8 protein-coding genes are annotated in these 12,401 nt (G+C 64.4%); 4 read left to right on the top strand and 4 right to left on the bottom strand.

Going from position 1 to position 12,401, the window contains the following annotated elements; translation table 11 throughout:
* Positions 1-148 precede the first annotated feature (148 nt).
* From AAA989_RS13625 to AAA989_RS13615, 3 genes are all read left to right on the top strand, one after another.
* Positions 149-340: a hypothetical protein gene (locus AAA989_RS13625; protein WP_338244457.1), complete on the top strand. Its 192-nt coding sequence runs from the start codon at positions 149-151 to the stop codon at positions 338-340.
* Positions 341-521: 181 nt separating this feature from the next.
* The gene (locus AAA989_RS13620) at positions 522-1,493 is read left to right on the top strand and encodes a hypothetical protein (RefSeq protein WP_338244455.1); all 972 of its coding nucleotides are present in this window, start codon (positions 522-524) and stop codon (positions 1,491-1,493) included.
* Positions 1,480-2,511 carry a nucleotidyltransferase family protein gene (locus AAA989_RS13615; RefSeq protein WP_338244453.1) on the top strand — a complete coding sequence of 344 codons (1,032 nt, stop codon included), beginning with the start codon at positions 1,480-1,482 and terminating at the stop codon, positions 2,509-2,511. The genes AAA989_RS13620 and AAA989_RS13615 overlap by 14 nt, the downstream gene beginning before the upstream one ends.
* A 43-nt stretch (positions 2,512-2,554) precedes the next feature.
* Here AAA989_RS13615 and lepA read toward each other — a convergent pair whose 3' ends face one another.
* The 3 genes from lepA to AAA989_RS13600 form a co-directional block, all read right to left on the bottom strand.
* The gene (lepA, locus tag AAA989_RS13610) at positions 2,555-4,372 is read right to left on the bottom strand and encodes a translation elongation factor 4 (RefSeq protein WP_338244450.1); all 1,818 of its coding nucleotides are present in this window, start codon (positions 4,370-4,372) and stop codon (positions 2,555-2,557) included.
* Between the two features lie 49 nt (positions 4,373-4,421).
* Positions 4,422-6,662, bottom strand: a complete 2,241-nt coding sequence (locus tag AAA989_RS13605; RefSeq protein WP_338244448.1) for an EAL domain-containing protein — start codon at positions 6,660-6,662, stop codon at positions 4,422-4,424.
* Positions 6,663-6,779: 117 nt separating this feature from the next.
* Positions 6,780-9,338 (bottom strand): EAL domain-containing protein, encoded by a 2,559-nt coding sequence (locus AAA989_RS13600; RefSeq protein WP_338245548.1) that lies wholly within the window; start codon positions 9,336-9,338, stop codon positions 6,780-6,782.
* A 334-nt stretch (positions 9,339-9,672) separates the two neighbouring features.
* On the opposite strand from AAA989_RS13600, the gene AAA989_RS13595 reads away from it, so the two are divergent.
* Positions 9,673-10,989, top strand: a complete 1,317-nt coding sequence (locus tag AAA989_RS13595) for an FAD-dependent oxidoreductase (protein ID WP_338244446.1) — start codon at positions 9,673-9,675, stop codon at positions 10,987-10,989.
* 9 nt (positions 10,990-10,998) lie between these two features.
* Here the strand turns inward: AAA989_RS13595 and AAA989_RS13590 are convergent, their stop codons facing one another.
* Positions 10,999-12,351 (bottom strand): FAD-binding oxidoreductase, encoded by a 1,353-nt coding sequence (locus AAA989_RS13590; protein WP_338244444.1) that lies wholly within the window; start codon positions 12,349-12,351, stop codon positions 10,999-11,001.
* Positions 12,352-12,401 lie beyond the last annotated feature (50 nt).

The following is a 12,401-nucleotide window of genomic DNA, read 5'->3' as shown; positions in this document are numbered from 1 at the left end:
GGCGCTGAATGGCCTGCACAGCCACGTTCGGCTGTATTTGGAGTGCGCCATGGAGGAATGCAATACTACTGAGGGCTCGAAGCTGCAGAGCGATCGCAGGGCCTTTCTCAAGGGCTGCGGAAAGTATTCGCTTACCGTTCCCCCAGTAATGACCGTACTTCTATCGACGTCGCTGTCTTCGCCTGCAATCGCGAAGTCCGGCGGAGACGGAGGGGGCAAGATCAAGGGACCGAAGGGCAACAACGGACTTGGCAACGGCATCGATCCGCCGCCTCCCGGCAATCCCCCGCGGAATGACGGACCGGGCACCGCGCCAGGCAAACCGGGCAACCGGCGCTAGACCTGCAGCCCTGTTCCAATCGCGAAAAGTGGTCCCGTATCCGGGCCATGGGTAGGCCATGCGTCTCCGGATAGCCGAGAACACCGCGTTTAAATCATTCGATGGCAGGCACAGCGTCTTCGCTGAAGAGAGCCAGCGCCTGTTCGAACTGAATCCATCCGCCTTGAGAGTGCTCGCGGCGATGGACGAGCCCGTTCCACTTGCGAGGTTGCGCGAAGAAATTGCGCACGACCTCGCGGGCGGAGCCGCGGCCCTGGACGGACTGCTCGCGGAATGGTCGTCCTGCGGCCTGATCGAGCTGCTCCCCGATAGGCCTGGAAGCGCCCCAGCCGATGGCGCGCTCGCGCTCATCGAATCCCCAGCCGGGCCGGCGCGAATGCAGTGCCTCGGCACGGATTGCGACTGGTTCGCCCCTTACAGTCATCTTTCAAGTGACGGTGAACAAGCACCAGTCATCGACGCCTGCGGACAGATTGCCGGCACTCTCGGACTGATCCGGATCGAAGGCGGCCGGACAAGGATCGTGCCCCGCGAATTACTCGCCGCAACATTCCGCTTCCATCTGGTCGAGGCGCTTCTCGAGCATAACCAAAGCGTGGCTCTTCATTGCGCGGTGCTGGTGAAGGAAGGCTCTGCAATCGTGCTGATGGGCCCTCCCGGCACCGGCAAGTCGACCATGACGCTTTTCGCCGGCAGGGCGGGATTCGCCATCGGCGGAGACGACATTGCTTTCCTCGACAACGAGACGCAATCGGTGGCCGCGCTTGCATTGCCGCTTACGCTGAAGAGCGGAAGCCGGGAGAAAGCGCGTGGAGCGGGCTTTCCGATCGATACGACGCGGATCGTACCCCGCAATGACGGCGTCGACGTCCTCTACCTGCCCATCCCCAATGACCCCATCGGCGGCGCGATACCGGTCCGTGCCATCGTCAGGCTCGATCGCAGCGACGAGAAGCAGCCAGCGCTTCGAGCATGGACCAAGACCGATTGCCTCGATCTGCTTTGCCGCGAAGCCCGCTCGCGCTCCGGCAGCGCGTCGATAGAGACCTTCCGCGCACTGCTTGGCATGGTCGAACAGGCCGAAACGCTGGTCCTTTCCTACGACGAGGCGGAACATGCCGTCTCGCTGCTCGAACGTCATGTCTCGGGCTGAACAGGCGAACCTTGCCGCCTTGTGCGCTGCGTTGAAGGGCGAAATCCAGCATGGGGTCGAATGGACCGCCATGATCGCCCTCGCCAACCGCACCCTCGTCACCCCGGTCCTCGCCTCCACTCTGGCCGGGCACGACTGCATCCCGGAGGAAGTGCGAGAGTTCCTCGATCACATCGCCGCGCGCACGCGAGCGAGAAACGAGGCGATGCGCGCGCAACTGGAGGATGCCGCGGATGCCCTGGCGCAGGCGGGCCTTCAGCCGGTTCTCCTGAAGGGAGCCCAATTCCTCGCGGATGGATCGCAGGCGTCAGGTGAAAGGCTTTTCGCCGATCTCGATCTCCTGCTGCCTCGGTCGCAGGAAGAACAGGCGGTCGCCGCGCTGGGGCGCAAGGGTTTTACCCGCGATTCCTCCAGCGTTTCGCCCGAGGACGGGATGAACCTCAAGCGCGAGAGCGATGCTGGCGGGCTCGACCTGCATTTCCGCCTTCGCGCCCTGCCCGGCGCGCCAGGATACGACGAACTGCTCCCCTTCACGGTCCCCGCAACCGTCGGAAATAGCGAAGTCCTGGCGCTGAATCACAGCGCGCAAGCCGCCGTGCTGATCGCCCACGACCAGATCCAGGAGCGCGATTACTGGTGCGGCCTGATCGACCTTCGTCACATGCTCGACCTGCACCAGATGACACAGCGCCACGGTCCGCTCGATATCGAGGCCTTGCACCGGCTGTTCCCGACAGGTGCCTCGCGCAGGGCGCTCGACACGCAGCTGCTCACCGCCAGTCGGCTGTTCGGAATGCCCCTGCCGCCTGACTGGAGGCCAAGGAGCTGGGCAAGGGTTCAGGCAGCCCGGCGCGAATGGCAACTCGCCCGGCCCGGAGCGATGCCGCTGCTGACCGCGGCGAGCCTGGTCGCCGACCTCCCCGCTCTAGCGTCGCCGCTGGCCGCCCTGCCCGACTGGCGCTACCGCGCCCGCTACCTCAGGCGCATGTTCGCTTCCAGGAAGCCGACCAAGGTGTGACGGTTTTCCGGTCGAGACCGGCAAGTCCCAGAGGGGCGCGAGCCTACTCCTCGCCCATCCGCAAGGCTGCGATAAATGCCTCCTGCGGGATGCTCACGCTGCCGTATTCGCGCATCCGGGCCTTGCCCTTCTTCTGCTTCTCCAGCAGCTTCTTCTTGCGCGTAATGTCGCCGCCGTAGCACTTGGCGGTCACGTCCTTGCGCAGGGCGGCGATGGTTTCGCGGGCGATGATCTTGCCGCCGATGGCCGCCTGAATGGGGATCTTGAACAGGTGGCGCGGGATCAGGTCCTTCAGCCGCTCGCACATGCCGCGGCCGCGTTCCTCGGCCACCGAGCGGTGGACGATCAGCGAAAGCGCGTCGACCGGCTCGGCGTTCACCAGGATGTTCATCTTCACGAGGTCACCCTCGCGCAGGCCGATCTGCTCGTAATCGAAGCTGGCATAGCCGCGGCTGATCGACTTCAGGCGATCGTAGAAATCGAACACCACCTCGTTCAACGGCAGTTCGTAGGTCACCTGAGCGCGGCCGCCGACGTAGGTCAGCTGGGTCTGGATGCCGCGCCTGTCCTGGCACAGCTTCAGGATCGCGCCGAGGTGCTCGTCGGGCGTGTAGATCGTGGCCTTGATCCACGGCTCCTCGATCATCTCGATGCGGTTGACGTCGGGCCAGTCGGCGGGGTTGTGAATGTCCACCACCGCCGCGTCCTCGTTCTTGGTGTGGGCGAGGTGCACGCGGTAGACCACCGATGGCGCGGTGGTGATCAGGTCGAGGTCGTATTCGCGGCTGAGGCGTTCCTGGATGATTTCCAGGTGCAGCAGGCCGAGGAACCCGGCGCGAAAGCCGAAGCCCAGCGCGGCGCTCGATTCCATCTCGTAGCTGAAGCTGGCATCGTTCAGACGCAGCTTGCCGATGCTCTCGCGCAGCTTCTCGAAATCCGCGGCGTCCACGGGGAAGAGGCCGCAGAACACCACGGGCTGCACTTCCTTGTAGCCTTTCAGCGGAGCGGAAGCGCCGTTCTTCACCGTGGTGATGGTGTCGCCGACGCGGGCCTGCTCCACCTCCTTGATCTGCGCGGTGATGAAGCCGATCTCGCCCGGCCCGATCTCGGGCAAGTCGGTGCGTTTGGGAGTGAAGCAGCCGACGCGGTCGATCAGGTGCTCGGTGCCGCCCTGCATGAACTTGACCTCAAGCCCTTTCTTGAGGACGCCGTCCATCACGCGCACCAGGATGACCACGCCCAGGTACGGGTCGTACCAGCTGTCGACCAGCATGGCCTTGAGCGGGGCGTCGCGGTCTCCGGTCGGGGGCGGAATGCGCTTCACAAGCGCTTCCAGCACGTCCTCGATGCCGAGACCTGACTTGGCGCTGGTCAGCACGGCGTCGCTGGCGTCGAGGCCGATGATGTCCTCGATCTCCGCCTTCACCTTTTCGGGTTCGGCGGCCGGCAGGTCGATCTTGTTGATGACGGGCACGATCTCGTGGTCGTGTTCAATCGACTGGTAGACGTTGGCGAGCGTCTGCGCCTCCACCCCCTGCGCCGCGTCCACCACCAGCAGTGCGCCTTCGCAGGCCGCCAGCGAGCGTGACACTTCGTAGGCGAAGTCGACGTGGCCCGGCGTGTCCATCAGGTTGAGCTCGTAGGTCTCGCCGTCCTTCGCGGTGTAGTTCAGCCGAACGGTCTGCGCCTTGATGGTGATCCCGCGCTCGCGCTCGATATCCATGTTGTCGAGGATCTGTTCCTTCATCTCGCGCTCGGTCAGCCCGCCGCAGACCTGGATCAGGCGGTCGGCCAGGGTGGACTTTCCGTGATCGATGTGGGCGATGATGGAGAAATTGCGGATGCGCGACAATTCGGTCATGGCGCGCCTTTAGCCGCCTGCCCCGCGCGTGTCAGCCGGAATGTGCGGCCTAGCCTGCGCGCGAGGCCCCGCGGCCGACATCGACCTGCATGAACCGCGGCCGCTTCGACGTCTTGGAACTGCGCTTGACCGCCGCCGCCAGGTGATGCCCTTTTGGCAGGGCCTGGAGCGGCATGCCCACCGAGGCCAGCAGATAGGGCGAGACACGGTGCCTGGTGCATAGTCCGCCCGCCCCGTCCGAAACCAGCGGCGTCTCGAATTCCACGCCTTGCGTCGCGTCCTGCGAGCGGCGCACCTTGCCGACCACGATCTGCCCCTCGCCAAGGTCGATCGCCAGGTCGGTGCCGATCGGCACGTCCAGCAAGCCTTCTATGCGGGCGCCCGTGCGCGAGAGATCGCGCAGCATGGCAACGTAGTGATGGTCCTCGTGCACGACGCCGATGCGGCGGTAGAGCGTGCGCCTTTCGGCGCGATGCTTGGCCGGGCCGACAGGCTCGTAGGCGAGCTTCCCCGATGTCAGTTTTTCCAGCACATCCGCCTGCGGCACGGCGCGCGAGAAAATGAAGCCCTGGACGAAGTCGATGTCCAGCGCGCTCACCGCGGCCAGCTCGTCCATCGATTCCACGCCTTCGGCAGTGGTCGTCATGTTCATCGCCCGCGCCAGGGTGGTGATCGCCTTGATGATGGGATGGTTGGTATTACCATCATCGGCGCAGCCACGCACGAACCCCTGGTCGATCTTGATCTTCGTGAAGGGCGCCTTGCGCAGGTAGGACAGGGACGAATACCCCGTTCCGAAGTCGTCCAGCGCGAGTTTGACACCCAGCTTGCGAAGCTTCGCGAACATCGTCTGCGCGCTGCCGACGTCTCCCATGAACACCGTCTCGGTGATCTCGAGCTCCAGCCGCGAGGGCGGCAGGCCGGAATCGTTCAGCGCCTTCTCCACCAGATCGGGCAATTCGTCGTTGAGGAACTGGCGCGCCGAGACATTGACCGAGACGGTAAGCTCGCCCGGCCAGGCCGCTGCATCGCTGCACGACTGCCGCAGTGCCCATGCGCCCAGCTTGTCGATCAGGTTGCTTTCCTCGGCGATGGGGATGAAGACCCCCGGCGAAATCGGACCGTGCTCGGGGTGATCCCAGCGCATCAGAGATTCAAAGCCGCGAACCACATGATCCTTCGCATCGACCTGCGGCTGGTAATGCATCTCCAGCTCGCCGCGATCGATGGCATCGCGCAGATCTTCCTCGATCTCGCGTCGGTCCTCGGCCGTTTCCTTCAGGTCGTTGGAATAGAAGCGGAACTGGCCGCGCCCCCCTCCCTTGGCGGCATAGAGCGCAAGGTCGGCGGACTTGACCAGCTCGGCAGGCTCCACCCCGTCGTATGGCGCCACGGCGATACCGACGGAGGTTCCGATGATCGCCCGGCTTCCCTCGATGGAATAGGGCTGCGAGATCATCTGGATCATGCGGTTGGCCATGTCGCCCAGCCGCCCGCGGTCGTCCAGGTCGGGAACGATCAGCTGGAACTCGTCGCCGCCGATGCGCCCGATCTCCGCTCCGGTCGGCGCGACCCGCTGCAACCTCTGGCTGACCTGGCGCAGCAGCTCATCGCCGGCCGGATGCCCAAGCGTATCGTTCACGTGCTTGAACCGATCGAGGTCCAGCATGATCAGCGCGCAGTTGCGCTTCTCGACCTTGCAGGCGTTGAGCGAGGCCGTCAGCCGCTGCGTCATGCGGTGCCGGTTGGAAAGCCCGGTCAGCGCATCGAAGGCCGCCATTCGCGAGGTCTTGCGCTTTTCCTCGTAGGTGGCGGTGATGTCCTTCGCGATGCCGCGATAGCCGGTGAATTCGCGGTTCTTGTCGAAGCCGGGACGACCGGTCAGGAGCCACCACTTCGCCCCGCCCTCGGTATCCTCCTCGCCCTTCAGGCAGACGACCAGTTCCGTGAAGCTGGAACGCGAGCTGAGCAGGTAGGAGATCGGCTTCGCCTCTTCCGCATCCTTCTCGTCGGTGACCGTGCGCAACAGGGCGGCAATCGGTTCGCCGATGACGGGGCGCTCCGCGTCGAACCGGGCAGTGGCCTTGGGGGAAAGATAGGTCAGGTTCCCTTCGGCGTCGGTTGCCCAGAACCAGGCGAGGTCGCTTTCCTCGAAACTGGCAAACATCTGCAGGCGCTCGCGATCGCTGATTGCCGGAATGCGGCCCGCTGCAACTTCGGCGTCGGGCACGCGAACGGGCGCGACGTCGCCGCTGGCGTTTCGTCCCCTCCAAATGTCGCGAACGCCCATGTACTTACTGCTCCGGAGCACCTGAAATCTTGCCCGACGCCTATCGGGCCATTCTCATCATGTTGTTTAAACGGACGAAGTTAATAAGGTAAGAAAGTCACCGCCCGCCCAGACGGGTCAGCCGGCCTTCTGCGCCAGCTCGTGGACGATCGGCGCTGGCGGCGGCGCCTGAAGCACGGCGATTTTGCCGCTATTCGTGCGCTCCAGCGGCTCTGCGAACTCCACCCCGATGCGGTTTCCTGCCGACCAGCGGACCGTGCCGGTCACGAAACTGCCCGACGACAGTTCCAGGCGCAGGTCGGTTCCGACGACGACGTCCCACGGTCCCTCGATCTGGGCTCCGGTGCTGGAGATATTGCGGATGGTCCCGTCGTAGCGCACGCCCTTGTGGTGGAGCACGAACCGCCGCAGCATCGACTGGCGCAGCGGGCGGCTCCTGCGCGGTCCACGGGCAACGGCCGCGAGGCCGTACTGCATCCTCTGGAGGGCGGCCTCGCCGCTCATCGGCTTTTCGTAGATGAAGCCCTGCACGTGGCTGCAGCCGTGCATGCGCACCATTTCAAGCTCGTCCTGCGTTTCCACGCCTTCTGCGGTGGTATCCATTCCCAAGGCCTCGGCCAGGCTGGTGATCGAGGCGATGATGGCGCCGTTGTGGCTTCCCTCCACGGTCGCCCCGCGCACGAAACTCTGGTCGATCTTGATCTTGTCGAGCGGCGCGCGCTTCAGGTAGCCGAGCGAGGAATAGCCGGTTCCGAAGTCGTCCAGCGCCAGCCTTACGCCAAGCTTCTTGAGCGCGGTGAACATGGCATCGGTGCCGTAGTCGTCGGACAGGAAGACGCTTTCCGTAATCTCCAACTCCAGCCGCGAGGGGTTCACGCCCGACGATGCCAGCGCGCTCGCGACGATCTTGGGCAGCTGGGGATTGGCGAATTGCAGGGGCGACACGTTGACCGCCACGCTGACTTCCCTGGGCCACTTGGCAAGGTCGTCGCACGCCTGCCGCAGGGCCCATTCCCCCATCTGCTGGATCAGTCCGGTATCCTCGCCTGCCGCGATGAAATCCTCGGGCGAGATCCACCCCTTCACCGGGTGCTGCCAGCGCATCAGCGCCTCGAACCCGGTGATCTTCTCCGTCGCCGTCGAGACGGCGGGCTGATAGTACAGTTCCAGTTGCCCGTTCGAAATCGCGTCGCGCAGGTCTTCCTCGAGCTGGGATCGGGCTTCCGCCTGGGCGTGAAGGTCTTCGGAATAGAAATGGAAGCATCCGCGCCCGGCCCCCTTGGCCGCATAGAGCGCGAGGTCGGCGGTGCGAAGCATTTCCTCGGTGGTCAGTCCGTCGTCGGGCGACAGGGCGATGCCGACCGAGGCGCCGATCGTGACCCGCTTCCCATCGATGGCGTAAGGCTGCGACAGCGAATGGATGATGCTCTTCGCCAGTTCGCCCAGCGGCTCACGCAGTACGCGATTGGGGAGGATGACGAGAAACTCGTCGCCACCTAGGCGTCCGACCTGGCCTTCCTTGCCGATCACTCTTTCCAGTCGCTGGGCCACTTCCTTCAGCAGCTTGTCGCCAGCCGGGTGGCCCATGGTATCGTTGACCTGCTTGAACCGGTCGAGGTCCATCATGAAGACGGCGCAGTGCCGGTGCGACTTCTGCTTGGCGGAGAGCACCTTTTCCAGCGCCTGGGTCATCTGGTGCCGGTTGGCGAGCCCGGTTAGCGAATCGTAGGCAGCCAGCCTGGTCGCCCTTTCCTGGCTCCTCCGGCGCTCGGTAAGATCGGTGCCCGAACCGCGAAAGCCCAGGAAGCTGCCCGACTTGCTGAAGATCGGTCGGCCTGAAATGGACCACCAGCGCTCCTCTCCCTTGATGTCGGCGCGCACCGGCAACTCGCTGAAGGAAGAACGGGCGGAAAGGTGGAAGGCCAGGGTGCGCTCGCTCTCCTGCCCGCTGTCGCCAAGGTCGAACATCGTCGTCAGCGGCTGGCCGATGAGGCTGACGGCCCTTGCTCCCAGCGCCTCGGCCACGGCCTCCGACACATAGGTCAGCAGCATCCTCCGGTCGGTTTCCCAGAACCAGCCCTGCCCCGTCTTCTCGTAGTCGGAGAGGATTTCCTGCGCGCGCTTGCTGATTCTCTCCTGCGCTTCCTGCAGAGATATCTCGTTCTTGTCCCGCTCCAGCTGTTCGCGCGTAACCAGCAGGGCGACCAGCAGTCCGAACAAAAGCGACAGGACCGAAGTCATTGAAAAGAAAAACACCGATATCGGCGCCCAGATAGCCAGCTGCGCCGAGAATATCGCCATGGGTTGTCGCCGCAGGTAGAGAACGGCGGTCGACACGACGGCCAGTTTGGCTGCGATAGCGGCGCTCCACTCGATCCCGCCTTCTGCCGCCCAGAGTGCCATGCCCATGCCGAACAGGAAGAACGGCACGACGACGACCAGCACCAGTCCGATCGCTCTTGCAGGGTCATCGTAACCCGAAACGATGCGCCAGATGACTCCCACGGGCAGGACGCCGGTAACGGCGATCAGCAGCATGATGGCAGGCGTTGCGGACGGCACGTGTCCTTCGACAACGTAGACCAGGTAGACCGCCGCGATCATCGCCAGGCGAAGGAGAGGCCAGCTCTTGGGGAAATACTCCTCCGCGGCATTCTGATCGCCCGACAGGTCCATCTTGCGCAATGCCGTGCCGGCCCGCCGATCCGATGCGCGATCGACCTTCCGATTACCGGCCCTTGATGACTTCTGGTTGTCTTGCGCTGTGCGGGCGAGCGGCTCCGCGTCCGGAACCGACCGGCCGGGTGCGTGTATTCGAGCCCTCTCAATTGCCTTGCTGGCGCGCTTTGACATGCGCCCGATCTAAGTGAAAACCCTTCGAAAAGAGTAAATCTCCGAACTGTTCATAAATAACTTTGTTCTTGTCTTGTCAGGGTTTTCAACCGTTGCCGATGAGGGTTAAGGCGTTAGACTTTGAAAAACTGACCCGCTCCGCCAGCGAGGAGATCACGTGCGGCACATTGCGATCATCGGCTCCGGACCTGCGGGGTACTACGCGGCAGAAGCCGTGCAAAAGCAGCTTGGCGATGACGTGAAGGTCGATATTTTCGACAGGTTGCCAGTACCTTACGGCCTGATCCGCAGCGGCGTTGCACCAGATCACCAGTCCATCAAGGGGGTCTCCCGCCGGTACGAGAAGACGGCCCTGACCGACAACGTGCGCTTCGTGGGCAACGTGGCTGTGGGCAAGGACATCGACATGGCGCAGCTGCGCGAGATGTACGATGCCGTGATAATCGCCACCGGCGCGCCGCTGGACCGGGAACTGGGAATTCCGGGAGAGGAACTCCACAACGTTTTCGGCAGTGCCGCCTTCGTGGGCTGGTACAACGGCCATCCGCAGTTCGCCGATCTCGACCCCGATCTTTCGGGTAGCACGGCGGTCGTCATCGGCATGGGCAATGTCGCGCTGGACGTGGCGCGGATGCTGTCGAAGAAGGAAGCCGAGTTCGACGGCTCCGACATCGTCGGTCACGCGCTTGACGCTTTGTGCGCCAGCAAGATCGAACGGGTGATCCTGCTGGGTCGCCGCGGTCCCCACCAGATCATGATGACGCCCAAGGAACTGGGCGAATTGGGAGAACTGCACCACGCCTTCCCCCACATCTCGCCGGAAGACCTGCCGGACGAGGCGGAGGACGCGATACTCGAACCGGGCCTGCGCAAGTCGGTGGCGCTGCTGCGCCAGTTCGCCGCCACGCCCGAGCACATTCGCGGGGAGAAGCGGATCGCGCTGGAATTCGCTTTCTTCGCGCAGCCCAAGGCGATCCTTGGCGATGGCAAGGTCGAGGCCGTCGAAGTGGAGCGCACCGTCCTGGCAAAAGGCCGCGCCAAGGGAACAGGAATGGTGGAGCGCATTCCGGCCGACCTAGTGATCAGCTGCATCGGCTATCGCACCGCGCCCATTCCCGGCGTGCCGTTCGACGAGCGCGCGGGACGCTTTGCCAACGACGGCGGGCGCATCCTGCCGGGCCTCTATTGCGTGGGCTGGGCCATGCGCGGGCCAAGCGGCACTATCGGCACCAACAAGCCCGACGGCTTTGCCATCGCGGAGAAAATCGCCACCGACATCGCCAACGGCACCCTGGGCCGGGCGAACAAGCCGGGCCGCGCGGGCTTCGATGCCTTTGCCGCCGAGAACGGATTGAACGTGGTCACCTTCCAGGACTGGAAGAAGATCGAGGAAGCCGAGGCTCGCGCCGCGCGCGAAGGAGCCCCGCGCGAGAAGTTCGTCGATATCGAAGCGATGATGAAGGCGATGGACTAGCCCGCAGGGCTATCCGGCGCCGCCAAGAACGCCGCCAAACACGTTATCCGGATCGTAGCGCGCCTTCACCGCCTGCAGCCGCTCGAAATTGGGGCCGAAGCCCTCCTTCGCGCGTCCCAGCTCGTCCCGGTCGAGGTAGTTGAGATAGACGGTCCCGTCGGAGAACCGCTTCAGCCGCTCGAACACCGCGCGGGCAGCGTCCACGATCTCGTCGTCCTTCGCCGGATCGCTCCACCCGGCGGAAATGCCCAGGTTGTAGCGCGCATGGCGGTTGGCGAAGGCGGTTTCCTCCACTCCTACGCGACCCACGGCCCCGCCCAGGGTTTCCATGAATATCTGGGTGTACTCTCCCGACAGGGACTGCGCCGCATCCACCAGCACGTCGGTCAGGTCGTCGCTGAGGTCGTCAACGAAGATCGACTTCCAGTAATACCGCCCGCCGTGCGGGGAGGCACCGCCGAAAGTCTTCTGGAACTCGACGTAGGGGACGGTATCCGTGAAGCCGAAGATCATGTCTCCCAGTTCCAACAGCGGCTGAACGTCCGACACAGCCGTTTCCGGGTCGCCGACATGACAGGCCACCGCCGCCACCGCAGGCTTTCCATGCCACTCTGCGGGGAATGGTTCGATGGGCGGGACCTTCAGGAATACCGGCACCAGCGTAAGCTCGTCAGGCGCGCCGTGCATGAAATCCTGCACGAACCGCATCACGTCATGCGCCTTGTCGAGCGGGTAGAACCCCTGTGCCACGACCACGTTCGGGCCGATGGGATGGAGGCGGAAATCAAAGCGGGTGACGATGCCGAACTGGCCGCCCCCGCCGCGCAGCGCCCAGAACAGGTCGGAATGACTGTCCTCGTTCGCCTCCACCACGCTGCCGTCGGCCAGCACGACTTCGGCACCGATCAGGTTGTCTATGGTGAGGCCCAGCTTCCGGCACAGGAAGCCGATCCCGCCCCCCAGGGTGAGGCCGGCAACCCCGGTTTCGGGTTCGACGCCCGCCGTAACCGCCAGCCCGTGCGCCTGCGTGGCGGCATCCAGCTCTCCCAGCAACACGCCGCCACCGACGCGGGCGATCCGTTGCCCGGCATCGACTTCGACCTGCTTGAGGCCGCCCATGTCCACCAGCAGGCCATCCTGCGGCAAAGATGCGCCGGAAACCGAGTGCCCGCCACAGCGGGCGACTGCGACCATGCCGTTCTCAGCCGCATGGCGAACGGCGGCCACGACGTCCTGCGTCGACGAACAGCGCGCGATCATCGCCGGGCTGCGGTCGATCATGCCGTTCCAGCCGAAGCGCACCGTTTCGAATTCGGCGGATTCGGGCAAGATCAGGCTTCCGGTGAAATTCTGGATGTTCATCGCTGTCCCCCTTCGCAATAGACGAAGGGAGACTAGCAACCCCGGGTCAA

It is taken from the genome of Aurantiacibacter hainanensis, assembly GCF_036321025.1.
GTDB classification, from domain to species: domain Bacteria; phylum Pseudomonadota; class Alphaproteobacteria; order Sphingomonadales; family Sphingomonadaceae; genus Alteraurantiacibacter; species Alteraurantiacibacter hainanensis.
This window is presented reverse-complemented; position numbering and strand designations above follow the sequence as displayed.